This is a genomic window from Mycobacterium sp. 012931 (assembly GCF_000419295.1).
Taxonomy (GTDB): domain Bacteria; phylum Actinomycetota; class Actinomycetes; order Mycobacteriales; family Mycobacteriaceae; genus Mycobacterium; species Mycobacterium marinum.
On sequence record NZ_AOPX01000001.1, the window covers coordinates 5,192,548 to 5,216,826 of the forward strand.

Below are 24,279 nucleotides of genomic sequence, written 5' to 3' on the forward strand. Positions count from 1 at the left end.
GGCCGGGCCGGCGACCAACCTCCCCGCTTAGTGCGCGAAGTGCTGTCCGTCGTAGTTGCCGCCCGGCTTGACCTTGTCCAGCGTGCGCAGTGAGGTGACGGCATCATCGTGCAGAGCGCGTGCCATGTCGGCGGACAGACCTTCGCGCACCACGATGCGCAGCACCGATACGTCGGTGGCGTTGTCCGGCATGGTGTAGGCGGGCACCTGCCACCCGAAGGTTCGCAGCTCGTGGGAGAGGTCGAACTCGGTGTAGCCGCGGTCGCCGGCCAGCCGGAAGGCGACCACCGGGATCGCCGAACCGTCCGCTATCAGCTCGCAGTGATCTACCTCACGCAGCTGCGCGGAGAGCCAGCGCGCGGTCTCCGACAGGGCCTGCATGACGTTGATGTAGCCCTCCCGGCCCAGCCGCAGGAAGTTGTAGTACTGGCCGACGACTTGGTTACCGGGCCGGGAGAAGTTGAGTGTGAATGTGGGCATATCCCCGCCCAGGTAGTTGACCCGGAAGACCAGATCCTCCGGCAGGTATTCGGGGCTGCGCCACACGACGAATCCGACGCCGGGATAGGTCAGCCCGTATTTGTGACCGCTGACATTGATCGAGACCACCCGCGGCAGCCGGAAGTCCCACTTGAGGTCTGGATGCAGGAACGGCACCACGAAGCCCCCGCTGGCGGCGTCCACGTGCACGGGCACATCAACGCCGCCGCCGGCCGCCAATCTGTCCAGCGCCGCGCAGATCTCGGCAACCGGTTCCAGCTCGCCGGTGTAGGTGGTGCCCAGGATCGCGACCACACCGATGGTGTCCTCGTCGACGGCGTCGACGACCTGTTCGGGGGTGATGACGTAGCGCCCCTTCTCCATCGGCAGGTAGCGCGGCTCGACGTCGAAGTAGCGACAGAACTTCTCCCACACCACCTGGACGTTGGAGCCCATCACCAGATTCGGTGTGCGGCCTTTCCAGTCCTTGCCGACCTTCTGCCGCCACCGCCACTTCATGGCCAGGCCGCCGAGCATCACCGCCTCGCTGGAGCCGATGGTAGACACCCCGGTGGCGCTGGACGGGTCGTCGTCGCGCAGTCCCTCGGCGTGAAAGAGGTCGGCGACCATCGACACGCAGCGGGTCTCGATCGCCGCGGTCGCCGGGTATTCGTCTTTGTCGATCATGTTCTTGTCGAACGTCTCGGCCATCAGCTTGCCGGCCTCGGGATCCATCCAGGTGGTGACGAAGGTGGCCAGGTTCAGCCGCGAGCTACCGTCGAGCATCAGCTCGTCGTGGATGAACCGGTAGGCGGCTTCGGGATCCATCGACTCCTCGGGCAGCCGCAACGCCGGTACCGGAGCGGTGAACAGCCGGCCGGTGTAGGCCGGAGCGATCGAATGTGCGGGTACCGACGGGTGGCTACGGGACACGGTGGATCCTTTCATTGCCGAGTCGAGCTACTGACTTCACAGAGCCGCCAGGGCGGCCCGGATGTGGTGGAGAATTCGCGACGCGGACGTCGGTGCGCCATCGGGCCCCGGATCGAGGGCCGATAGCTCGGCGGCACGGGCGTGGACGAACGCCGCGGCCGCGGCGGCCTCGGCCGGTGCCAGCCCCGCCGCCAGCAGGGCCCCGATCATTCCGGACAACACATCACCCGATCCAGCGGTGGCCGCCCAGGACTGCCCGGCCGGACTCAGGTACACCCGGCCGCCGGGATCGGCGATGACGGTGACATTGCCCTTGAGCAGCACGGTGGCGCCGAACGCATCGGCCAGCTTTCGGGTTGCGCCGACCCGGTCGTCCCCCGGCCCCGAGCCCGCCAACCGAGCGAATTCACCGGCGTGCGGCGTCAGCACCGTCGGGGCGCTGCGATCGACCACCAATTCGGGATGCGCCGCCAGCATCGTCAGCCCATCGGCATCCACGATCACCGGGAGATTGGTTTCCAGCGCGAACCATAGTGCGGCCGCCCCGGGTTCATCGGTGCCCAGGCCCGGCCCTACCACCCAGGCCTGTACCCGTCCGGTCGTGGAGGGGGTGGGCGAGGCGATGACCTCCGGCCAGCGCGCGAGCACCTCGCCCGCCGCGCTGCCGGCGTAGCGGACCATGCCCGAGGTGGCTGCCACCGCGGCGCCACTACACAACACCGCCGCACCCGGATACGTCGAAGAACCCGCCAGCACACCGGTCACGCCCTGGGTGTACTTGTCATCGCGAGGGCCGGGCACCGGCCAGTGCGCGGCCACGTCGGCGGCCTGCAACCCCAGCACCTCGGTGTCGGACAGGTCCAGTCCGATGTCGATCAGCACGACACGACCGCAATCGGCCAGCGCGTGGACGGGTTTGAGTCCGCCGAAGGTAACCGTCAGCGCGGCGCGCACCGCGGGGCCGGTAATCGCCCCGGTCGCCACGTCGATGCCGCTGGGGATGTCCACGGCCACCACCGGGATGCCGGCGGCGTCCACCGCGGCGAACACCTCGGCCGCCGCGGGCCGCAGCGGCCCGGAGCCGGAGATGCCCACCACCCCATCGATAACGAGATCGGTTGCCGCCGAGACGTTTTGTACAACGCGGCCACCAGCCTTGGTGAATGCCGCCAGCGCCTTGGGATGGGCGTGTTGCGGATTGAGCAGTACCGCGTCCGCCGCGGCGCCGCGGCGGCGCAGGAAGGTCGCCGCCCATAGCGCGTCACCACCGTTGTCGCCCGATCCGACCACCGCGCACACCCGGCGACCGAAAATTCCGCCGCTACGGCGGGTCAGTTCACGCCCGATTTCGGTGGCCAGGCCAAAGGCCGCCCGTCTCATCAGCACCCCGTCGGGCAAGCTGGCCAACAGCGGCGCTTCGGCGTCGCGGATCGCGTCTACAGAGTAGTAATGCCGCATCACTGCCAGCATTGCATGTTTGGGACGGGCTCAGGCCGGTGCCTCACGGGAACGGAGTTTTCGCAGAACTTCTCTGATTTTCGCGGGACCCCACGTCGGGCTCCCGCGTTCGCGGGCCATCGGATAGAAGGCCAAACCGATCAGTATCGCGGTGAAATGGCCGATGGCGGTGAAGTCGAGCTCGGTCTTGTCCATTGTGAGCAGCGGAAAGCCGAAGATGACGAGCAACACCGCCAGGTATCCCCATCGCCACGGTTTGACGATGTGATAGGTGAGCACCGCCATCACCCCGACCAAGAAGTAGCTGACCCCGATGTCACGCGAGTACACCAGCCGTTCGGCGGCCTCACGCGTCTGGATCGCGTAGTAGAGCAGGCCTTCGCTGATATAGGTGGCGCCGATGTGGGAAGTCAATCCCACCGTCAGCCAGCGCAAGTGGCCAAGCCAATGCTCGGCCGGCGCCAGGAACAGCGTGAACAGCACCAGATACGGTTCCAGATTCCGGCCGTCGATCCACAGCAGACTGGAAAACAGGACTTCCAGCGGATCGCGCCCCAGGTGGCTGATGTTGGTGGACCGATGCAGGATCACCGAGTGCAGCTGGCGTCCGGCCAGGCTGTTTTGAATGATCGTGGTGATCGCCAAGACGACCAGCCAGGTATAGGTCAGGGGCGCGCTGCTGACGAAATGCCACACCGCGAGCGCCATGCTTCGCACTCGTGCGGATACCGATGCGCTCGCCACGGCGTCAACTCTTACACGCCTCTTACACGCCCGCCGTTGCCCATGCGACATCGGCAGTGGTCTCAGGCCGGCTTGTCGGAGGCGGGTTTCAGGTGCCGCCACCAGCAGGAAATGTAGATCGCCATCGAAATGACCAACACGACTATCGCCCAGACCACGACCCGGACATCGATCCAGGCCCCGAAGGGAGGCGCGTTGGGCAGCGCATTGCGCAGCGGCACCACCGCAAACAGCATCGCCGCGTACCACGTGGTCATGGGCGGCTGGAATGGTCGTCGATCACGTGCGGTCTGCACCGCAACAAAGAGAGCCAGCCCGGCGATCGTGACCAGGACACCGATGATGAGCAGGGCAAACGCGGCGGTGCTCGGTGATCGCTGCAACGCCAACCGGTAGGGCGTAACCCCGGTGCCGTCTCCTGCGGTCGGAATGTCGATCTGCCAGCCGGCGAGGCTGTCGACGAATCTCACCTTCGCCCGCTGGGGCACCTTCGCCGCACCGCTGAACAGCTCGACCGTGATCGGCCCGGAACGGTAGTGATCGAAGGGCCAGTCCGCCACGTTGCCGGTGATGGCCAGCGGAACGGGAAGACACCGGGCAGCATGCCCTTGGACCAGGTGCGCTTGGTCGGCGTCACCGAGGAGGTGACCACGACGCTGAGGTCGTCGGACAGACCCTCGGTTCGCGGATCCAGCAGCCCCGGCCCCGGCGTGACGGCGAGATTGGCCGACAGCACGGTGTTGCTCGACTGAACCTCTTCCAGGCTGATGGTGACCGTGGTCCCATCGGCGGTCGGACGGCCTTGGGTCAGGTCGTGCGGCCCCTTGCCGGCGTTGCCGTACAGCAGTGTCGAGCCGACATAGGCCACGACGAAAAGCACCAGTCCGACAAATCCCAGCTTCATCGGCCAGGTCCTGACCTACCGCGCTCAACCGCCGACAAGGGTCCCCCTCATTGCCTGCTCCGGACTATTCGACCGTGACCGACTTGGCTAGATTTCGCGGCTTGTCGACGTCGTACCCGCGTGCCTGTGCGACGGCCGCGGCGAACACCTGCAGTGGGATCGTCGACAACAGCGGCTGCAACAGGGTCGACACCGCCGGAATCTCGATCAGGTGATCAGCGAAAGGACGCACGGTGTCGTCGCCCTCTTCGGCGATCACGATGGTGACCGCGCCGCGGGTCTGGATCTCACGAATGTTCGACAACAACTTGGCGTGCAGTGTGGCCGAGCCTTTGGGAGAGGGCATGATGACGATGACCGGCAGCTCGTCTTCGACCAGCGCGATCGGACCATGCTTGAGCTCACCGGCGGCGAAGCCCTCGGCGTGCATGTACGCCAGTTCTTTGAGCTTGAGCGCGCCCTCCAGGGCCACCGGGTAGCCGACGTGGCGCCCCAGGAACAACACGGTCGAGGACTGCGCGAACCGGTAAGCCAGGTGGGCCACCGGCTTGATCGCCGAAATGACCCGGGCCACCAGATCGGGCATCGCTTCCAGCTCGCGGTACTCCCGCTCGACCTCGTCGGGATATTTGGTGCCGCGCGCCTGGGCCAGCGCCAAGCCCAGCAGATAGTTGGCGGCCACCTGGGCCAGGAAGGTCTTGGTGGAGGCCACCCCGATCTCCGGGCCGGCGCGGGTGTAGAGCACCGCGTCGCATTCGCGCGGGATCTGCGAGCCGTTGGTGTTGCAGATCGCCAACACCTTGGCCTTCTGCTCCTTGGCGTGGCGGACGGCCTCGAGGGTGTCCGCGGTTTCACCGGACTGAGAGATGGCCACCACCAGGGTGCTGCGGTCCAGCACCGGGTCGCGGTAGCGGAACTCGCTGGCGAGCTCCACCTCCACAGGAAGGCGGGTCCAATGCTCGATCGCGTACTTGGCGAGCAGACCCGAGTGATAGGCGGTGCCGCAGGCGACCACGAAGACCTTGTCGATCTCCCGCAGCTCCTGGTCCGATAGCCGCTGTTCGTCGAGGACGATGCGGTTGCCCACGAAGTGGCCGAGCAGAGTCTCGGCGACCGCGGTCGGCTGCTCGGCGATCTCTTTGAGCATGAAGTACTCGTAGCCGCCCTTTTCGGCGGCCGCGAGGTCCCAATCGATGTGAAACTCCCGGTAGTCGGTACCGGCAAGCAGGTCGTCGTTGCCATCGAAGTCGCTGATCCGGTAGCCATCGGCGGTGATCACCACCGCCTGGTCCTGCCCCAGCTCAACGGCGTGCCGGGTGTGCGTGATGAACGCGGCGACGTCGGAGCCGACGAACATCTCGCCGTCACCTATGCCGAGCACAAGTGGCGTGGAGCGGCGGGCCGCCACGATGGTGCCGGGGTCATCGGCGTTGGCGAAAACCAAGGTGAAGTGGCCCTCCAACCGCCGCAGCACCGACAACACCGAGGCCGGGAAGTCGCCGGCCGTCTCGCCGTGGTGAAACGCCTGCGCTACCAGGTGCACCGCAACTTCGGTGTCGGTGTCGCTGGCGAACTCCACGCCGGCGGCCTCCAGCTCCTGGCGCAGGACGGCGAAGTTCTCGATGATGCCGTTGTGGACGACCGCGATTTTCCCGGCGGCATCACGATGGGGGTGGGCATTACGGTCGGTGGGGCGCCCGTGGGTGGCCCACCGGGTATGCCCCAGGCCGGTGGTACCGGTCAGCGACTCCGCCGGCATTTCGGCCACCGCCGTCTCGAGATTGGCGAGCCGGCCGGCGCGGCGACGCACCGTGAGCTTGCCGCTGCCGTCGACCAATGCGATCCCCGAGGAGTCGTAGCCTCGGTACTCCATCCGGCGCAGCGCATCCAGGACGACTTCGCAGGCAGGACGCTGGCCTACGTAGCCGACAATTCCGCACATAGCAGACCAGGGTAGTGCAGCCACCCCCATCCGGACGTCCGCATAACGCTGACCGCTAGCTGACCAGCGACTGACCGGGGCGGCTCGCGAGCCCCCGGATGAATCCGGCGGTATGGTCGAAATGGCCCTACGGCGCGAAAGGCCCGATTTGTCCCACCCTTACCAACCCCCTGTCCAGGCGGATCGGTACTACCTCAAGCTGATCAAGCACACCGGCGCCCTGATCTTCTGGCAGCAGCGCAGTTATTCGGTCTACGGGACGCTGCCGGAGTGTGAGGTGGCCTACCGTTCGGCCCAGACCTACAACCTGCTCGCCGGTTGGTGGAGCCTGCTGTCGCTGCTGCTGTTCAACTGGATCGCCTTGATTTCCAATGCCAACGCGATGCGCCAGCTGCGCAACGCGGTCAATTCGGGTGGCCAGGCACCGGCGGCGCCCGTGCCTGCCTCGCGGCCCGCATCGGCGCCGGTATCGACGCCGGTATCGATGCCGGCGGGCTGGTACCCCGATCCTCATGGGGCCGGACAGCGCTATTGGGACGGCACAACGTGGACGAACTGGACCCATCCCCCGCGCCACCGCTAACGTCGACGGGTGGCCCGCATCCGCAACCTCGTTGCCGCCCTCAGCCGCCGAGGCCCACACCGCGTTTTGCGCGGTGACCTGGCCTTTGCCGGACTGCCCGGGGTGGTGTACACCCCTGAAGCCGGTATGAACCTGCCGGCGGTCGCCTTCGGGCATGACTGGCTCACCGGGGTAGCCCGCTATTCGGGGCTGCTCGAGCACCTGGCGTCCTGGGGCATCGTTGCCGGTGCGCCCGACACCCAACGCGGCGTGGCGCCGTCAGTGCTCAACCTGGCCTTCGACATGGGCGTTGCCCTCGACATCGTGGCCGGAGTGCGCCTTGGGCCCGGCGATATCAGCGTGCACCCCGCCAAGCTCGGGCTGGTGGGCCACGGTTTCGGCGGCTCGGCCGCGGTCTTCGCGGCGGCCGGCATGCCGGCCAAGCCCGCCGGGGTGGTCGCGATCTTCCCGACCGTCACCGCGCCCCCGGCGCAGCAGCCGGCCGCGGGCCTGAAGGCGAAGGGTTTGATCCTGAGCGCACCCGAGGATCCCAAGACGCTCAATTCCAACGCACTCGAGCTGTCGCACGCCTGGGACGCCGCCACGCTGCGCGTTGTCAGCAAGGCCAATCCGGGCGGTCTGATCGAGGGTCGGCGATTGACCAAGGTGGTGGGGCTGGCCGGCTCCGACCGCAAAACCCAGCGTTCGGTCAGGGCGCTGGTGACCGGCTACCTGCTGCACACCCTCGGTGGCGACAAGACCTATCGCGACTTCGCCGATCCGGACGTGCACCTGCCCAAGACCGACCCGGTGGATCCGCACGCCCCGCCGGTTACGCCCGAAGAGAAGCTTGTCGCGCTACTGAAGTGACGAGCGCGGCCCATGATGCGAATCGGTATCGCCCTGGACTACTCGGGCGGCTTCCATGAGGGCCTCGACCGCGTCGTGGAACTCGAGAAATCCGGAATCGACGTCGCCGTGGTGGCAGAGGCATATGCCTTCGACGCCGTCATCCAACTCGGCTATCTGGCGGCCAAAACAACCCGCGTTCAGCTGGCCTCCGGGGTGCTGCCCATCTATATCCGCACACCCTCGCTGTTGGCGATGACGGCTGCGGGCCTCGATTATGTGTCGGGCGGCCGGTTCAATCTCGGAATCGGTACGTCCGGACCGCAGGTGATCGAGGGATTCCACGGCGTCGAATTCGATGCGCCCATCGGCCGCACCCGCGAGGTGGTGGAAGTCTGCCGGCACGTCTGGCGGCGGGAGACGCTGCGTTATGCGGGCGCCCACTACCAGATCCCGTTGCCCGCGAATCGCGGCACGGGTTTTGGCAAGGCCCTCAAACTCATCAATCACCCACTACGGGAACGCATTCCGATATCCATTGCGGCGCTGGGCCCCCGCAACGTCGAGCTGACCGCCGAGATCGCCGAGGGCTGGCAGCCGGTCTTTTTTTATCCGGAGAAGGCCGCGTCGGCCTGGAGCGAGGCGCTGGCGTCGGGCACCGCGAAACGCGATCCCGCGCTGGGCCCGTTGGATGTCACGGTGCACGCCTCGTTGGCGATCGGGGACGACGTCGAGCAGCGGCTGGCCCGGGTGAAGCCTCAACTTGCCCTGTATCTGGGCGGCATGGGCGCCAAGGGCCGCAATTTTTACCACAACCTGGCCACTCGTTACGGGTACGGCGATGTCGCAGACCGAATCCAGGAGCTGTACCTGGCTGGGCGCAAGCACGAGGCCATAGCCGCGGTGCCGGACGAGCTGGCGCGGGGAATCTCGCTGATCGGCCCACGCGGGTTCGTCGCCGAACGGCTGGCCGCCTTTGCCGAAGCGGGTGTGACGACCATGCTGGTGAGCCCGTTGAGCACCGATCGCCGCGAATACGTGCGCCACGTCGAGCAGCTGCTGGGGCTGCGTCGCGCCTGAGTTGGTCTGCGAGCTGTCTCGAGTTGTTACGGCCCGGCCTTGGGCAGCTCGTCTGCGGCTATCTCGCAGGGACTCGATGCCTCGCCGGCCGGCGCCGAACCGTCGTGCGGCGGCGCCTCGGGAACTCGCGGCGGCTGGGCGACCGGCGTGGCGGCCTCCTCGGGCACCGGCGTCCTGGCTTGTTCGCCAATCGGCATCGCGGACCGCTCGGCGCCATCGCCCGCCGGCGCCCCCGGCGGTGAACCGTCGGCGGCTTCCGGTGCCTCGCCGTCATCGGACTTCTCGTCACTCGCGCCGGTTTCGGTTGCCGCGTCGGGCTTTCGCGGCTCGCTAGGGTTCTCATCGCCGACGTCGTCGACCGCGTCCGCACCGGACCGATCTCCCCCATCCGCCGGGTCCACCGACCCGAGCGGATCGGCGATCGGTACCGCCGCCGTACCGAGTAGTTCTGCCAGCGCGTCGACAATGCGCCCGGCAAGCCCCGCTAGCCCACCGAGCCCGCCGGTTCCGGCGGCACCCAAGCCGCCGGGGCCGCCGAAATCACCGAGCGCTCCGAAATCGCCGGCATCTGTGGGTAGTTCGAGGCCAGCTCCCGGCGCCGGCGCGATGCCAGCCGGCACCGCCGGCGACGCGGCGAAGGCCGGTTCCGGATCCGGCGCAGGCGCGGAGGTGGCGGCCGCAGGTGCGATCGCCGCCAGCGCCGATGGGACCGGCGGCGATTGGCGTCCGGATCCGAGGTCGTCTGGGTGGTCGAAAGACACCGGCACCGACGAGGTCAGTCGATCGGCCAACGTCGTGTAGGCCGCGCCGATGCCGGCCGTCGCTGCGCGCATCGCGCCCAGCCAGTCGTCACGAATATCGTTGTCCAGATAGGGATTTATCTGATGGCGAACCAGCTCGGCGGCCGCACTGCCGGGCGCTGCTCCGGCACCGACCTCAGCGCAGGCGGCCAACCACGCCGGCCGCCGCGCCAGTGTGCGATCGTCGATGGCGATCACGCTTTCCACCTTCATGTCGACCAGACGCCATAGGTCCTCGCGCAACGATTCGCAGCCCAAAGCCGCCGCCCGAACTTCGGCAACAATGCGCTGCCCCGCCTCAACATGGCGTTGCAGAAAGTTGACCGCGGCGTCGGCTCCAGGCCCCGTCCAGGCCATCGCCAGCGCGCCGACCTGGCCGCGCTGCATCCCAAGCGCCTCAGCGATCGTGGCGCCGGCGGCGCGCAGTCGCGCGCAGTCACCGTCGAGTAGGTAGAGATCGAGGCCGTCTTCGCTGTCGTAGCGGTCGCCGATCGGATCAAAGCCCTTGGCCAGAAAGGGATCTTGGTAGCCGAGCTGTTGGCAGGCGCGTAGGTGCCGCCGCGTGTGGTCCACGGCGGGCCGCCCTTCGTCGAGGCGCTGTGCCACCGCTAGCCCGTTGGTCACGATCAGGCGATCCGTGCCGCGGCGCCACGATCGGCATCAACGTAGTGGTTCGCGGCGGCGCGCATGGCGACCGCTATATCGACTGTGGCGCTGGACCATTGGGATAGCTGCGCACCCAAGCGCTCCAATCCGGCGCGCAGTGCATCACCGTGCGAAGGGTAGTCCCGGCCTGCCGCGGCCCCATCAAAAGTGAGCCTTGCCCAATGGTCGGCGATGGCGTTATCGATCAGCTCCGCCGCGGCGCACAGTCGCTCGGCCACTACCTGCACCGCCGCAACATCGATGCGTGAGTTTCTAGCGAGTTCGGGTCTCATGGATAGTCCGACGCCGGCCGGGGCGTCGAGGTTCCCGCTGAGCCGGGATTGGTCACCTCGATGGCGGTGACGGCAGCGAGCAACGAAATTCAGACGCCTGGTGGCTAGCCCGCGGCACTGACCGCGTCGGCGACGCTGGTGGCCAACCGATGCGCGGCTTCCTCGTCGGCCGCCTCGACCATCACCCGGATCAGCGGCTCGGTTCCAGAGGGCCGAAGCAAGATGCGGCCGGTGTCACCCAGCTCGGTTTCGGCCCGGTCTACCGCCGCCTGAACCGAAGGTGCCGCAGCCGCGGCCGCCTTGTCGGTGACCTGGACGTTGATCAGCACCTGCGGCAACGTTTGCATCCGCGATGCCAGAGCGGCCAGCGAGGCGCCGGTCGCCACCATGCGCGTCATCAAACGCAATCCGGTGACGATGCCGTCACCGGTCGAACCGAGTCCCGGCATCACGATGTGGCCGGACTGCTCACCACCGAGGCTGTAGTCCCCGGCGCGCAATTCCTCGAGCACATAGCGGTCCCCGACGCCGGTGGTGCGCATGTTCACGCCGGCCTCGCGCATGGCCAGGTGCAGACCGAGGTTGCTCATCACCGTGGTCACCAACGTGTCGGAGGCCAATTCGCCCGCCTCCTGCATCGCCAAAGCAAGGACCACCATGATGGCGTCCCCGTCAACGAGGTCACCGTTGGCGTCGACGGCCAGGCAGCGGTCGGCATCTCCGTCGTGGGCCACACCCAGGTCGGCGCCGTGGGCAAGCACCGCCGCGCGAATCGCCTCCAGGTGGGTCGATCCGCAGTCGTCGTTGATGTTCAACCCGTTGGGGTCGGCGTTGATCTCGATGACCCGGGCTCCGGCGGCCCGATAGGCGCGCGGCCCCACTTCCGAGGCGGCGCCGTGGGCGCAATCGACCACGACGGTCAACCCATCGAGTCGCGTGGTGCAGGCCTTGCTCACATGCCGCAGATAGCGGTCGGCGGCGTCCTCGGCGTCGATCACGCGGCCGATCTCCGAGCCAACCGGTCGCAACCCGGGTCCGGCCGCAACCAGACTTTCGATCCGGTCCTCGGTAGCGTCGTCGAGTTTGTGTCCGCCCGGACCGAAGATCTTGATGCCGTTGTCGGGCATCGGGTTGTGCGACGCCGAGATCATCACCCCGAAATCGGCGTCATAGGCACCGGTCAGGTAGGCCACGGCGGGAGTGGGAAGCACCCCGACGCGCAGGGCGTCGACACCTTGACTGGTCAAGCCCGCGATGACGGCGGCCTCGAGCATTTCGCCACTGGCTCGCGGATCGCGGCCAACCACGGCTACTCGCCTGCCCGGTCCGGTCGAACTGGCCAGGTGCTGCGCGGTAGCGGCGCCAAGGGCCAGGGCCAACTCGGCGGTCAATTCGCGATTCGCGACCCCGCGCACTCCGTCGGTGCCGAATAGTCGACCCATGCGGACAAACCTCTCACAGTTGACGTTCTCGCGCCTAACGTGCGCTTCCCTTTCTGCCCGCAACCGTGCGCGTTGACGCGACGACACGCCGAAGGCACACCGAAAACAACGCACAACGTTGCACGGTCGCGGCCAGAAAGTGATCGTTGATCAGCGCTTGCTGTACTGAGGCGCCTTGCGGGCCTTCTTCAGGCCGTACTTCTTGCGCTCGGTAGCACGCGGGTCACGGGTGAGGAAGCCAGCCTTCTTCAGCGCGGGCCGGTCCTCCGGGTTTGCCACGATCAATGCCCGGGCGATACCCAGCCGCAGCGCGCCGGCTTGACCCGAGGGGCCGCCGCCGTGCAGCAGCGCAAAGATGTCGTAGCTCTCCAGCCGGTCGACGGTGACCAGCGGAGCCTTGATGAGCTGCTGGTGGACCTTGTTCGGGAAGTAAGCCTCGAGGCTGCGCCCGTTGAGGTCGAACTTGCCGCTTCCGGGCACCAGGCGCACCCGCACCACGGCTTCCTTGCGACGCCCGACGGTCTGGATGGGCCGCTCGAACACGAACGATTCGCTGTAAGTCACTTCAGCCTCGACAGCGACTTCCACTTCTGGGGTGGTTTCGGTCATTGCGCCACCTGCTTGATCTCGAACGGAACCGGCTGCTGCGCGGTGTGTGGGTGCTCCGGACCGGCATAGACGCGAAGCTTGCTCTGAATCTGCCGACTGAGCTTGTTCTTGGGCAGCATGCCGACGATCGCCTTTTCCACGACGCGGTCGGGGTGCTTTTCCATCAGCTCGCCGATCGAACGTTTGCGCAGACCGCCGGGATACCCCGAGTGGCTGTAGGCCATCTTGTTACGCAGCTTCTCGTTGCTGATGGCGACTTTGTCGGCATTGATGACGATGACGAAGTCACCGCCGTCGACATTGGGCGCGAACGTCGGCTTGTGCTTGCCACGCAGCAGGTTGGCTGCTGCGACGGCAAGGCGGCCAAGCACCACGTCCGTGGCGTCGATGACGTACCACGATCTCGTGGTGTCACCCGCCTTGGGCGCGTATGTAGGCACAGCGCTTACCTTCTCTTCTCTCGGGTGGATCCCGGTGTGACCCGGGTGCCGGTCAGGCGTTCACGGAGGGGCTGTCTCGGCGACCGGCATTGACCCGAGGCCCCGGCGTACCCGCACGCCAACCGAGCAGCTTACCGACGCGCATCCCCGCAGGTCAAAATGACTGTGTGGCCCCCACGGCTCTCCTCCGTGGGGACCACACAGGGTCTGTCGGGTGCCGCGGGGTCAGATGGCGTGGCTAGCGGGCCCATCCGCCGGCCGCGCGGCGGCCGGCGCCGGCGACCTCGTCGGCGCCGTCACGGACGGCGTTACCCAGCTCGACCAGGATCTGGTTGAGCGCAGCGGCCGCTTGATGCCATTTGAACTGCTCGGTTTGATACGCGGCCGCCGCCTCTCGGGACCACAGCTGCTGCAGCGGTGCGATCTGTGACCGCAGCTGCTCGAGTGCGGCGTTGAAACGCATCGAAGTGATGTGAATCTCTTGGCGAACCGTGTGCTCGATCGCGTCAAAGTTGTACGACAGGACAGGGTCCACGGCGAATCCCTCCGATCACAGGTCCGCGCCGGCGGCGCCGATGTGGTGTGCGTGGTTCTGGCCGGCCTCACGCAGCAGGGCCTCGTTGTGCCGAATGGTCTCAGCGATCGTGTGCAGGGCGTGGTAGAGCCGTGTCGACTCTGCACCCCATCGATCCATCGCGTGTTTGAATCGCACCGCCGCCACACCACCCCACACTGAGGCGGGCACATCGTTCATGCGGCCGATGAACGCCTGCAGCAGCGCCCGGATTTCTTCGTTGCGGGCGTCGGTGGTGGCGGCGACCGTGCGCATCAGGTCGAAGTCGGCACTCAACGTGTTCGACGCAGTAGACGTAGTGAACGGATTGGCACCTGCCGGACTACTCATACCCCTTAAGACCGGCGGCAGGCCGATTTGGTTCCACCCGGATGCCGCCCACCGTGCCCGGATCAGTGGACCGCGTGCGCGGATCGCACGGCCCGTTCACACACCTCGCGAATGGCCTCGGCCGCGCCGGTTCGGCTTTGGCATCCAATGCTGATCCGTACCGCCGCGTCCAGCACCACCGTCCATCGCACGTCGTGCCCGGTACGCACCTCCCGGTAGGTCACCGCAGGCCGGCCGGCGCTGACACCGGAGGGATCGAAGTCGACGAACACACCGGCGGGTTCGGCGTCGATCGCCCGTTTCAGCCGCTCCGCGGTGCCCGCAAGCGTCTCCCCCGGCACCGGCGATTGGGTCACGTGCAGGGCTACCTCGGGATCTGCCGGCGAGGTGATCTGTACCCGCATTGACCCGGGTCCCCCAATCACACGCTGCGTCGGCCAGCCCGTGGGAATCGCGACCGCGACGTGGCCCTCCACCAAAACCGTCGTCGGCGTTGCCGCAACCGCGGACACCGCGCGCCGGTCCGGCCGGGCAAGACCCGCCACCATGAGGACGGCCACAACGGTCGCGCCGATGCCGGCCACCGCTGGGCCCGCCAATCTCGTGATGCTCCGGTGCGGCGGTGCTGGAGCGGACCCCAACACCGGCTCCGTGGTCGCCGACCTCGCCAATCCGATCAGTCGCGGATCGTTGACCTGCGCGATGCGCTGGCCGCCGACCAGGGCGGCGCAGATCGATGCCCCAAGCTCGGATGCCCCGGCAACCGCGCCCGGCGCGTCGATGACCACCGCTGTCCGGATGCCCGGCGTCATCGCGTCAACGGCGGCGGCGACCTCTTCGGCGGTGCGTTCGGGCTCGGCGCGACGCGGCACCGCGGTTCGATGCTCGCCGACGACCGCAACCAACCGATCGGCGATCTCGACCACGACGGTGGCCTCGGTTGTGGCCCGCCGCAACAGCCAGGACCGCGGTCGCAGCCAGACCTGGGCTGCGCGGTCAACGTGTGTGTCATCGGCTTCGTCGCCCGCGGCCCGGGCGGCGCGGGTAACCACGGCGACGCGCGCCGCCGACCACCACGACGGATGCACAACGATCATGCCGGCGCGATGGCCTTCGGCCAGGCGACGCAGGGTGGTCGACCAAAGGGACCACACCTGGACCGGCCGGTCACCCACCAACGCCACCGGGTCGTCGATGGCAGCCAGCGCGGCCGCGCACACCTCGATGTCAGCGACAGTCTCGGTGCCACAACACAGTCGGCGGATTGCCTGCGGGCCCGCCTCGATCATGGCGCGGTGCGCGTTCATCCGGGCTCAGTCCAGGCCACTTGGACCAGCCGCTCGTCACCGGCCCGGGTGACCAGGACGGCGCGGCCGGGCGGCAAGGGCATCGGCCGACCGGAGCCGAACAATGGTCCCTCATCGCAACGTCCGCTCATCATCAGCGCCATGCAGCCGAAATCTCGCAGCGCGGCGAGCAGCGGCTCGAACAGGGCCCGTGTGGCTCCCCCGCTGCGCCTGGCCACGATCAGATGCAATCCGAGATCGGTTGCGTAAGGCAGGTATTCGAGCAGCGCCAGCAGTGGATTGCTGGACGATGTGCATACCAGGTCGTAGTCGTCGACCATCAGGTAGATCTCCGGCCCAGACCACCACGACCGGTCGCGCAACCGAACCTGGCTCAGGTGCGGGGCCGGCATCCGGGCCCGCAGCAATTCGACCAGCCCCGGCAGGAATGCACCCAATCCCCCCGCAGCTATCGCATGGCCGCCCAGGTACTCGGACTCGCTGAGACCGAGCAGTTCCCGCCGGAAGTCCACCAGGAAAAGCCGTGCCTGCGCAGCGGTCTTGGTCCGGGTGATCTCGCGGCACAGGGTGCGCAACGCGCTGGATTTTCCGCACGCATTGTCACCGAGTATCAGCAGATGGGCGTGGTGTTCGAAATCGACCGCGACCGGTTGTAGCCGGCGCTGCTGCAGACCCAGGAGGATCCGCCCGGATAGGGCCGCACCCGCGGCCTCGACCACGTCGCGATGCTCAACCCGCTGCGGCAACAGCGGGACCGCAGGCGCCCCCGAGCCGGCATGTTGTTGACTCACAACGACTTCAGCGACATTGGGCAATGCGATCATCATGTGCATCCCGTCGTCGCACAGGCCGCGGCCCGGCCGGTCCCGGGGTACCTGGCGCGCGCCTCGGCGATCCACCTCGGAATCAGCGGGATCCCCCAGGCGCAGCTCGATCCGGGTGCCCAGCTGATCCTTCAGTGACCCCCTGAGGTGAGCCCAGCGCGTCGCGGAGACCACCACGTGCAGGCCGTAGGAAAGTCCTTGCCCCGCCAGCGCAGTGATCGGTTCCTGCAGCTCTTCGAACTCATGGCACAGCGTGGCCCAACCATCGATCACCACAAACAGGTCGGCGAGCCGCTGGGCGCCTGAATCGGCCCGGAGCCGGCGATACGCGGCGATCGAGTCGATGCCCTGCTCACCAAAGAGCGACTCGCGGGTCCTCAGGCAAGACTCGAGTTCGGCGACGATGCCCCGGATCAGGTCCGGTTCACCCCGGCCGGCGACCGCACCGACGTGGGGCAGGTCGCGGACCGCGGCCAGGGCGCCGCCACCGAAGTTCAGACAGTAGAACTGCACCAGGTCCGGGTCGTGGGTGGCCGCCAATGCGGTTATCAGCGTGCTCAGCGTGGTGGACTTTCCCGACTGCGGCGCGCCCACGACCGCGACATTGCCCGCGGCCGCGGTGAGGTCGATGGTCAGGGGTGTGCGGGACTGATCGAACGGCCGGTCCACCACCCCGATCGGCACGGCCAGTTCAGCGTGCTCTGCCGCACCGTCGCTCAACAGCGACGCCAGCGCGGGCGCCCGGTCCAACGGTGGCAGCCAGACCTGATGCGCGCGCGGCCCGTGGCCAGCGATCCGGTCCAGCACGGTCTGCAGAACGGTTGGCCCGGTTGCGGTATCCGCGCCGTCAGCGCCGCCCGTCCTGACGTCTCCGGTGGCTTCGGAGGTGAACGGCCGCACCGCGGCAGGTAGCGCCAGAGAATCGGCATCGGGCGGGCCCGCCGGAACCGGTCCCGATACAAACGCCGTTTCGAACCGGGTCAGCTCTGCGGTGGGAGAAGACAACAGGCCGGAGCCGGGGGTGTTGGGCAGCTCAAAGGCGTCCAGCGTTCCCAGGGCGGTCCGTGACTCGATGGCGGACAGGGTCTTGAGGCACACGCGATAGGACAGGTGGGCTTCGAGTCCACGCAATCGCCCCTCCTCGAGCCGCTGGCTGGCCAGTAACAGGTGCATCCCCAGTGATCGGCCCAGCCGACCGATGGCGACGAAGACCTCGGCGAAATCGGGATGCTGACTGAGCAGTTCGGCGAACTCGTCGACGATGATGAAAAGCGTCGGCAGCGCGGCCAGGCCGGCGCCACGGCGGCGGGCATCCTCGTAGGCCGCGACGCTGACGAAATTTCCGGCCGTCCGCAACAGGTGTTGGCGCCGGTTCATCTCGCCGGCCAGCGCCTCCCCCATCCTCGCGACCAGCAGCGCTTGGTCGGCGAGATTGGTGATGACCGCGGCCACGTGCGGCGCCTTTTCCAGGTCGAGAAATGTAGCGCCGCCCTTGAAGTCGATCAGCAGTAGATTCAGTACCTCTGGCGAGTTGCGCACCATCATGCCCGGCGCGACGGTGCGCAGCAGCTCGGACTTTCCCGATCCGGTGGCCCCGATGCAGAGCCCATGTGGCCCCATCCCCCGCGCCGCGGGCTCCTTGATGTCCAGCAGCACGGGTGATCCGTCCGCGGTCGCGCCGATCGGCACGCAAAGCCGTTCGCGTTGATTCCGCTTGTGCCAGTGGCTTACCGGGTGATAGGTGGCGATTTCGCCGATGCCCAGCATCCTCGCCCAGTCGCCGGGGTGACCGCCGGCGCGGTCACCGCAACGGTGCGGCGCCAATAGGCGGGCACATACCAATGCGCTGACCTGATCCAACTCGTCGGGCCGCGTCAACGTCGTCGTTTCTCCGGCCCGCTTGACCACCACCTGCGTGCCGTCGGGTCCGCGCCCCACCTCGAGGACGGTGACACCGGCCGGCAACTGCTTGCCGTGTTCGTCGGTGTCGACGATCACCATGACCGGCAGCGCCACGGCATCGAAGGCGGCGCTGGCTTGCGTGATGTTGGGGTACACCATTCTTTCGGCCCCCACCTCGTCGTGGTGACTCGGATGCTGGTTGTGCGGCAACCATTTCAGCCACTCCCACCCCGGCCGGTTGCGGTCGCTGACCACCGCGGCGACCAGCAGCTGATCTGGACCGTGCAACACAGCCATTTGGCACACCATCGCCCGAAGCAGCGCCCGTACCCGCGCCGGGTCGCCGCCGATGGTCACCACACCGGCGCCGTGTAACGCGATGGCGATCGGGACATCGGTAACCCGCGCGTGGGCCTCGAGGAAGCGGCGCAGCGCGCTGACGGTGACCGGATCCGATCGGTGCGGGGGTGGCAGCGGCGCGGCCACCAGGCGAGTGGCCAGCGGCTGGGTTCCAAGGCCAATGCGGATTCGGCAGAAATCGGCATCCGCGGGCCGGCGCTCCCACATCCGGGAGCCGCCAATCAACGTCCACACGGTGTCGGGTTCGGGATGGGTTCGGTTCGACGATATTCGCTGGGCTGCCGCGATTTCGGTGACGCGTTGCCGAAGCTCGCTCAGATATTGCAGATACCCCACCCGGTCTTGGTCGAGCCCGGCACCCCGGCGCCGACCGCGTGCGCTGACCGCCATCACCATCAGCGACAGCGACATCGTCGCCGGGAGGATCAACATCGTTGGGTTGCGCGCGCTCGGGGCGCCCGAGACATAGGTCGCTGCCATGGCAATCAAGGTGGCGATCGACATGGCCAGGGGCACCAGGCGCAGCAGCGGACCGGTCGACGTTGTCTGGGCCAGCTCCGGTGGTGCGGCAACCACGAGGTCCTCGGTCACAGTGCGACGACGCTAGGCAGCGGCCCGAGCGCCGGCAAGTCGCCTGTGCACAACCGGATACGACGGCGCCGGAGGCGAACTAGCGTGCCAGTGATCCACCTGTCAGGGGGCCCGATGTTGTCTGGATCCGAACCGGGATTGTGCCGTGTCGCCGTGCATTCCGGGACTGCTGTCGTCGATCTTTCGCTACCGGCGGCACTCCCCGTCGCCGAGTTGATCCCCGCCATCGTCGAGAGTCTGGGCGGCCGCGATATCGGCGCGGCGCCCACGCGCTATCAGTTGTGTCCACTGGGCGCGGGGGCGCTCCCGCCGTCAAAGTCTTTGGCGCAAAGCGGCATTCGAGACGGCACCGTCTTGTCGTTGAGCCGTTGCAGCGCCGAGCCGGCACCCGGGCCGCATGATGACGACGCTGAGGCGGTACTGGCAACGCTTCGCGGTAGCACCCGGCCGCCGTCGCGGCGCGCCAAGGAACTCACCGGCGCGCTGACCGCGGGTGGGGTTGGCGGGGTCGGCGCCGTGCTGCTGGTTCGCGACGCGCTGGGCAACACCGACCGCCACGGCGCGGCAACCGCGGTCGTGGCGATCACGTCCGGCGTCCTGGCCTTGCTCGTCGCCGGCATGACGCGACGGACCGGCCGGGAGCCTACGGCGGTGTTCACGCTGAACGTCATCGCCACGACGTTCGTGGCGGTCGGCGCACTGCTGGCGGTTCCCGGTCGGCTGGGTGTGCCGAATCTGATGCTCGCCGCGATGGGAGCGTCGGTCGCCGCGGCGCTGGCGATCCGGCTGACCGGTTGTGGTGGGGTCACCTTCACCGCCGTCATGTGCTGCGCGATCGTCATCGCCGCGGCCGCGCTATGCGGTGTGATCACTGGCGCCGCGTTGTATGTCGTCGGTTCATTGACCACGTTGGCCGCCCTGGTTGCGCTGGAAGTGTCGGCCCGCGTGTCGATGGTCGTGGCAGGTTTGTCCCCAAAGCTTCCCGCAGCGCCCGGGCCCGAAGAAGCACCCGAGTTGGCGGCCCCGGATCTGTTGGCGACCAGGGCCATCCGGGCCGATCGCTGGTTGAACGGCCTGCATGGCGGATTCTCATCGGCTGCGGCCCTGGGCGCCGTCGTCGCCGTGCTTGGCAGTCAGCGCGCCATCGGACTCACCGCGGTCACCGGCGCGGTGTTGTTGCTACGTGCGCGCGCGCAGGTCGACGGGAGGTCCCGGTTGATGTTTTTGATCGCCGGATATGTCGCGGGCACAGCCGCATTCGCTGTCGCGGCCCCCGGCCTCGCCCAGCACGGGCCGTGGATCGCCATCCTGACCGCGGCATTGACCGCCCTGGCGCTGCATCTGGGGTTCATCGCGCCCACCCGGCCGCCTTCGCCCATCGCTTGTCGACTCATCGATGCGCTGGAGTTCAGCGCATCGGCCAGCCTGCTGCCGCTGGCCTGCTGGACCTGCGGTGTCTTCAGCGCCGTTGGTGGCCTGGGACTGACGTGGACATGACCTCGCGATTCGGACACCTGCTGGCGGCGTGTGCGCTCGCCGCACCGTGCTGGTGCGCCATGCCGGCGGCGCACGCGGTGACACCACCCCCGGTGGACGAAAGATGGTTGCCGCAACCCGCGCCGCCGGGCCCGCCCAGCCGCACCCAGCAGCGCGAGGTGTGTGCGGCGGCTACCTGGGCACCCGAGCGACCCGAGGCCGCCGCCCAACTCGCCGGCCTCGACCTACCCGAAGCGTGGCGGCTCACTCGCGGATCCGGTCAGCGGGTGGCCGTGATCGACACCGGGGTGGCACACCACCGACGGCTGGCACACCTGGTGGCGGGAGGCGACTATGTCTTCACCGGAGACGGCACCCAGGATTGCGATGCGCACGGCACCATCGTCGCCGGCATCATCGCCGCCGCACCTGACTCCGCGACAGACCAATTCAGCGGTGTGGCTCCCGATGCCACGGTGATCGGCATCCGCCAGTCCAGCGCCAAGTTCTCCCCCGTCGGCAACCGCTCCAGCACCGGAGTCGGCGACGTCGACACCATGGCCCGAGCCGTTCGCACGGCTGCCGATCTGGGCGCATCGGTCATCAACATTTCGACGATTGCCTGTGTTGCGGCCGAGAGCCCACCCGATGACCGAGCCCTCGGCGCGGCTTTGGCGTACGCCGTCGATGTGAAGAATGCCGTCATCGTGGCCGCGGCCGGAAACACCGGCGGTGCCGCCCAGTGCCCATCCCAGCGCCCCGAGACATCCCGGGATACCGCGACCGTCGTCGTCAGCCCCGCCTGGTACGACAACTACGTGCTGACCGTCGGTTCGGTCAATGCCAACGGGGAGCCCTCGGCGTTCACCCTGCCCTCACCCTGGGTCGACGTCGCCGCCGGCGGCGAGAACGTGACCTCGCTCAACCCCGTCGGCGACGGAACCGTGAACGGCCTTGACGACCACGGTGGCTTCCGACCGCTGTCGGGCACCAGCTACGCCGCTCCCGTGGTCAGCGGACTGGCCGCGCTGATTCGCGCTCGGTTTCCAGCGTTGACCGCGCGCCAAGTCATGGCGCGGATCATCTCGACCGCCCATCATCCGCCCCATGGCTGGGATCCCTTCGTCGGCAACGGCACCGTCGATGTGCTGGCGGCGGTGAGCAGCGACCCCGCCGTGCAGCCGGCTCCGGCCCAGCCAGGTTCGCCGACCCCAGCCGCGCCGGTCACCACGCCGCCCACCCAACCGGATCGCCGGGCCCGGATTACCGCATTGAGCGGATCAGCGATCTGCTTGATGGGGTTGCTGGCGGCATTGGCCTCCCGGGCATTCGGTGGCCGGTCCGGGAGCCGGCACCGGCGGATCCACCGCGACGACGTCGTAGGCGACTGACGCGCTCGCCCCGCTCAGTTCCGGCCCCTCCGGCAATGTCGCCAACATCGGCCACGGCGCCGCCGTCGGAGTCAACAGCCCTAGGTGACGCGCCGTGTCCTCGTCGTGAATCAGATACCGCACTCCGGCATCGGTGACGAGGTAGCGCCGGCCCAGGGGGGCACCCGAACCGGAGAGCCCGCGCGATGTCACATAGGCGCTGCGGCCCGGCGGCAGGTAGACGGCGTCCAGCGCGGGGCCGCGCCCGTCGGCCTGGACCAGGGGCAGCGCCCTCGCCCCAGCGGGCACGGGCAGACCGTCGCCGGCCAGAAACGCGACGTCGGGGCGACTTGCGTGCCTGCTCACCCAACTCAGGCACAACGTGGTGACGCCGGCGTCCAGCGGTTCGGACACCGTGTCGGGATACCCGGTGACCGGCAACGTCTCAACGATGGGCGCGGCACGGATCACGTCGGGGGCCACCGCGATCGCGTTGGCCGCCCCCTGCGAGTCGCTGAAACGCAGCAAGTCAGCGGCGACCTGGCCGATCCGCTGCACGCCCTGCGCCAACACCACGTAGTACGCAGCGCCACCCCCCGCTGTGATACTCAGCACAGTGCCGACCGAGAAACCGAGTTTCCCGGCCAGCGCCGGTTCGCCCGCATGGCCGATCCGCAACACGCTGATCGGCGGAACTTCCGGCACCGCGCTCAGCAACGACCGCGAGACGCGGTAGGGGGTCCGGCCTTCCAGCCGCAGCGCCCGCCGAACCGCGGGATCGGCCAGATCGACCACGGCCCGATGCCCGTCGTAGAGCAGATACGCCGGCGAACCCGACTCGGTCGCCACCAGAATGGTCTGCTCGGCGACAAGGCGACGAACCGACTGCTGGGCCGGACGCCCCACCAACAGGGTGGTCGCCGCACCACGGTCGGTGTCGCAGATCGTCCACGCCGACTCCTGCACCGGCAGCGACTGGCCAACGAACTGAGGTGCCCCCGGGATGCCCAGCAGCGGGCCACGTTTGGCGCGGATCACCTCCGCCTCGCGCACCGGTTTTGGGTTGGCGCCGGTCCCGGCGATCAAACGGGCCGAGGCCAGGTTGAGCACCGGATGCCAGGTATCGCCCACGCGCACATACAGCGCGCCGGATTCGCGGCCCACCACGATCTGGGCATCGCCCAGCCCGACCTGCGGCCGCAGCAAAGCGCTGATCACACAGCCCACGAGGACGACGACCGAAAGCACGCAGCCCGCCGCCAATGACACCGCGGACGCCCGCGGGCGCCCGTCGGCCGGGTCCAGACCCCCGCGCAGCAACGCGCACTCGAGGCGCCGGACCAGAAAGCGGTAGGCGCTGACCTGCAGCCACGTCGTCGGCCGGCCAGGCGGCCAGCCCCGAGAATCCCCCGCATCCACACCGCCACGCTAGGCAGGTGAACGCGACATTCTTTGCGTTCATCCACAGGCCCGGGCCGGGGCCCGATTCGTTCGAGGTTTTACGAAGTCCGATTGCGGGTAAAATTTCGGCGTGAACAAGCACCCATTGGCCGTGCTGGCCGGCGCTCTGGTCACCGCGACCGGCCTGTTGGCCGCCCCCCAGCATCACTGGAACCGCCATCCCGTCGGCGTCCGCAGCGGACTGCCCCGACGCCGAAGTCGTGTTCGCACGCGGAACCAGCGAGCCACCCGGCATCGGCCGGGTGGGTGAGGCCTTCGTGGACTCGTTGCGCCAGCAGACCGGCAAGAACATCGGTGTGTACGCGGTGAACTACCCCGCCAGCCGTTTGCAGCTGCACGGCGGCGACGGAGCCAATGACGTGATTTCACACGTCAAATCGATGGCCTCCTCCTGCCCCAACACCAAGATCGTGCTGGGCGACTATTCACAGGGCGCCGACGTGATCGACATCGTGGCCGGAGTCCCGTTGGCCGGCATCAGCTTTGGCAACGAGCTGCCCGCCCAGTACGCGGACAACATCGCGGCGGTCGCGGTGTTCGGCAACGTGGCCAACCGCTCCGGCGGATCATTGACCACCCAGAGTTCGTTGCTGGGTTCCAAGTCCATCGACCTGTGCAACCCCAGTGACCCGATCTGTCACTCCGGCCCCGGCAACGATTGGAACGGGCACACCGACGGTTACGTCCCCACCTACACCACCCAAGCGGCGAGTTTCGTTGCGGCCAAGCTGGCCGCATCGTCGATGGCACCGGTGGTCCAGTTGCCTGGGCCCGTGCCGCGGGCGCCCGGCCCCGCTCCGCAGGCCCCCGGACCCGCTACGGCATCGCCCGGAACCCCAGTCGGGGCGACAGGCACCCTCGTCGGCGCTCACTGACCCACTGTCAGCAAGCCCGTAAAATTGC

At 68.0% G+C, this 24,279-nt stretch carries 19 protein-coding genes and 2 pseudogenes; 6 read left to right on the forward strand and 15 right to left on the reverse strand.

Annotated elements, in window-relative coordinates; translation table 11 throughout:
* Nucleotides 1-27: 27 nt before the first annotated feature.
* From MMSP_RS22695 to glmS, 5 genes and pseudogenes are all read right to left on the reverse strand, one after another.
* Nucleotides 28-1,413: a glutamate decarboxylase gene (locus MMSP_RS22695; RefSeq protein WP_012393005.1), complete on the reverse strand. Its 1,386-nt coding sequence runs from the start codon at nt 1,411-1,413 to the stop codon at nt 28-30.
* 36 nt (nt 1,414-1,449) lie between these two features.
* Entirely contained in the window at nt 1,450-2,871 is a 1,422-nt protein-coding gene (locus MMSP_RS22700) for a bifunctional ADP-dependent NAD(P)H-hydrate dehydratase/NAD(P)H-hydrate epimerase (RefSeq protein WP_036427501.1), read from the reverse strand.
* Between the two features lie 30 nt (nt 2,872-2,901).
* Nucleotides 2,902-3,615: a rhomboid-like protein gene (locus tag MMSP_RS22705; RefSeq protein WP_012393003.1), complete on the reverse strand. Its 714-nt coding sequence runs from the start codon at nt 3,613-3,615 to the stop codon at nt 2,902-2,904.
* Nucleotides 3,616-3,677: 62 nt separating this feature from the next.
* Nucleotides 3,678-4,519, reverse strand: a pseudogene (locus MMSP_RS22710) (DUF4436 domain-containing protein).
* 64 nt (nt 4,520-4,583) lie between these two features.
* Nucleotides 4,584-6,461: a glutamine--fructose-6-phosphate transaminase (isomerizing) gene (gene glmS, locus MMSP_RS22715; RefSeq protein ID WP_036426881.1), complete on the reverse strand. Its 1,878-nt coding sequence runs from the start codon at nt 6,459-6,461 to the stop codon at nt 4,584-4,586.
* Between the two features lie 112 nt (nt 6,462-6,573).
* Here glmS and MMSP_RS22720 point away from each other — a divergent pair, with 112 nt between their 5' ends.
* The 3 genes from MMSP_RS22720 to MMSP_RS22730 are packed head-to-tail and all read left to right on the forward strand — an operon-like array spanning nt 6,574 to nt 8,952.
* A complete protein-coding gene (locus tag MMSP_RS22720; protein WP_020788515.1) occupies nt 6,574-7,044 on the forward strand; it encodes a DUF2510 domain-containing protein in 471 nt (156 codons plus the stop codon).
* A 9-nt stretch (nt 7,045-7,053) separates the two neighbouring features.
* Nucleotides 7,054-7,893, forward strand: a complete 840-nt coding sequence (locus MMSP_RS22725) for a dienelactone hydrolase family protein (protein ID WP_012392999.1) — start codon at nt 7,054-7,056, stop codon at nt 7,891-7,893.
* 15 nt (nt 7,894-7,908) lie between these two features.
* Nucleotides 7,909-8,952, forward strand: a complete 1,044-nt coding sequence (locus tag MMSP_RS22730; protein WP_036427502.1) for an LLM class F420-dependent oxidoreductase — start codon at nt 7,909-7,911, stop codon at nt 8,950-8,952.
* Nucleotides 8,953-8,978: 26 nt separating this feature from the next.
* On the opposite strand, the gene MMSP_RS22735 is transcribed toward MMSP_RS22730, so the two are convergent.
* The 9 genes from MMSP_RS22735 to MMSP_RS22775 all read right to left on the reverse strand — a co-directional run bounded on the left by MMSP_RS22735 (nt 8,979) and on the right by MMSP_RS22775 (nt 19,069).
* Nucleotides 8,979-10,376, reverse strand: coding sequence for a hypothetical protein (locus tag MMSP_RS22735; protein WP_020788517.1), 1,398 nt, complete (start codon nt 10,374-10,376; stop codon nt 8,979-8,981).
* Nucleotides 10,377-10,378: 2 nt separating this feature from the next.
* On the reverse strand, nt 10,379-10,690 hold the full coding sequence (locus MMSP_RS22740) for a type VII secretion target (protein WP_011739126.1): 312 nt from the start codon (nt 10,688-10,690) through the stop codon (nt 10,379-10,381).
* 104 nt (nt 10,691-10,794) lie between these two features.
* Nucleotides 10,795-12,132, reverse strand: a complete 1,338-nt coding sequence (glmM, locus tag MMSP_RS22745; RefSeq protein ID WP_015354723.1) for a phosphoglucosamine mutase — start codon at nt 12,130-12,132, stop codon at nt 10,795-10,797.
* A gap of 150 nt (nt 12,133-12,282) precedes the next feature.
* Nucleotides 12,283-12,741, reverse strand: a complete 459-nt coding sequence (gene rpsI / locus MMSP_RS22750) for a 30S ribosomal protein S9 (RefSeq protein ID WP_012392994.1) — start codon at nt 12,739-12,741, stop codon at nt 12,283-12,285.
* Nucleotides 12,738-13,181, reverse strand: coding sequence for a 50S ribosomal protein L13 (gene rplM / locus MMSP_RS22755; protein ID WP_012392993.1), 444 nt, complete (start codon nt 13,179-13,181; stop codon nt 12,738-12,740). Before rplM ends, rpsI begins: the two co-directional genes overlap by 4 nt.
* A gap of 238 nt (nt 13,182-13,419) precedes the next feature.
* Complete coding sequence (locus tag MMSP_RS22760; protein WP_020788518.1) at nt 13,420-13,716, reverse strand: WXG100 family type VII secretion target; 297 nt, start codon at nt 13,714-13,716, stop codon at nt 13,420-13,422.
* 15 nt (nt 13,717-13,731) lie between these two features.
* Nucleotides 13,732-14,085 carry a WXG100 family type VII secretion target gene (locus tag MMSP_RS22765; RefSeq protein ID WP_012392991.1) on the reverse strand — a complete coding sequence of 118 codons (354 nt, stop codon included), beginning with the start codon at nt 14,083-14,085 and terminating at the stop codon, nt 13,732-13,734.
* Nucleotides 14,086-14,147: 62 nt separating this feature from the next.
* On the reverse strand, nt 14,148-15,392 hold the full coding sequence (locus MMSP_RS22770) for a type VII secretion-associated protein (protein WP_020788519.1): 1,245 nt from the start codon (nt 15,390-15,392) through the stop codon (nt 14,148-14,150).
* Nucleotides 15,389-19,069: a type VII secretion protein EccC gene (locus MMSP_RS22775; RefSeq protein ID WP_020788520.1), complete on the reverse strand. Its 3,681-nt coding sequence runs from the start codon at nt 19,067-19,069 to the stop codon at nt 15,389-15,391. The genes MMSP_RS22770 and MMSP_RS22775 overlap by 4 nt, the downstream gene beginning before the upstream one ends.
* Before the next feature lie 114 nt (nt 19,070-19,183).
* On the opposite strand from MMSP_RS22775, the gene eccD reads away from it, so the two are divergent.
* Together eccD and mycP4 are read left to right on the forward strand one after the other, a co-directional pair.
* Nucleotides 19,184-20,566, forward strand: coding sequence for a type VII secretion integral membrane protein EccD (eccD, locus tag MMSP_RS22780; RefSeq protein WP_051153723.1), 1,383 nt, complete (start codon nt 19,184-19,186; stop codon nt 20,564-20,566).
* Nucleotides 20,563-21,936, forward strand: coding sequence for a type VII secretion system ESX-4 serine protease mycosin MycP4 (mycP4, locus tag MMSP_RS22785; RefSeq protein ID WP_036426882.1), 1,374 nt, complete (start codon nt 20,563-20,565; stop codon nt 21,934-21,936). The genes eccD and mycP4 overlap by 4 nt, the downstream gene beginning before the upstream one ends.
* Here the strand turns inward: mycP4 and eccB are convergent.
* A complete protein-coding gene (gene eccB / locus MMSP_RS22790; protein WP_036426883.1) occupies nt 21,826-23,334 on the reverse strand; it encodes a type VII secretion protein EccB in 1,509 nt (502 codons plus the stop codon). The genes mycP4 and eccB overlap by 111 nt on opposite strands.
* Before the next feature lie 112 nt (nt 23,335-23,446).
* Here eccB and MMSP_RS22795 point away from each other — a divergent pair.
* Nucleotides 23,447-24,251: pseudogene (locus MMSP_RS22795) on the forward strand (cutinase family protein).
* Nucleotides 24,252-24,279 lie beyond the last annotated feature (28 nt).

Excerpts from the sequence above, each read along its gene's own strand:
- MMSP_RS22700 (WP_036427501.1), bottom strand. The coding sequence starts at position 2,871 with ATGCGGCATTACTACTCTGTAGACGCGATCCGCGACGCCGAAGCGCCG.
- glmS (WP_036426881.1), bottom strand. The coding sequence starts at position 6,461 with ATGTGCGGAATTGTCGGCTACGTAGGCCAGCGTCCTGCCTGCGAAGTC.
- MMSP_RS22720 (WP_020788515.1), top strand. The coding sequence starts at position 6,574 with ATGGTCGAAATGGCCCTACGGCGCGAAAGGCCCGATTTGTCCCACCCT.
- MMSP_RS22730 (WP_036427502.1), top strand. The coding sequence starts at position 7,909 with ATGCGAATCGGTATCGCCCTGGACTACTCGGGCGGCTTCCATGAGGGC.
- MMSP_RS22740 (WP_011739126.1), bottom strand. The coding sequence starts at position 10,690 with ATGAGACCCGAACTCGCTAGAAACTCACGCATCGATGTTGCGGCGGTG.
- glmM (WP_015354723.1), bottom strand. The coding sequence starts at position 12,132 with ATGGGTCGACTATTCGGCACCGACGGAGTGCGCGGGGTCGCGAATCGC.
- rpsI (WP_012392994.1), bottom strand. The coding sequence starts at position 12,741 with ATGACCGAAACCACCCCAGAAGTGGAAGTCGCTGTCGAGGCTGAAGTG.
- MMSP_RS22765 (WP_012392991.1), bottom strand. The coding sequence starts at position 14,085 with ATGAGTAGTCCGGCAGGTGCCAATCCGTTCACTACGTCTACTGCGTCG.
- MMSP_RS22770 (WP_020788519.1), bottom strand. The coding sequence starts at position 15,392 with ATGAACGCGCACCGCGCCATGATCGAGGCGGGCCCGCAGGCAATCCGC.
- eccD (WP_051153723.1), top strand. The coding sequence starts at position 19,184 with ATGTTGTCTGGATCCGAACCGGGATTGTGCCGTGTCGCCGTGCATTCC.
- mycP4 (WP_036426882.1), top strand. The coding sequence starts at position 20,563 with ATGACCTCGCGATTCGGACACCTGCTGGCGGCGTGTGCGCTCGCCGCA.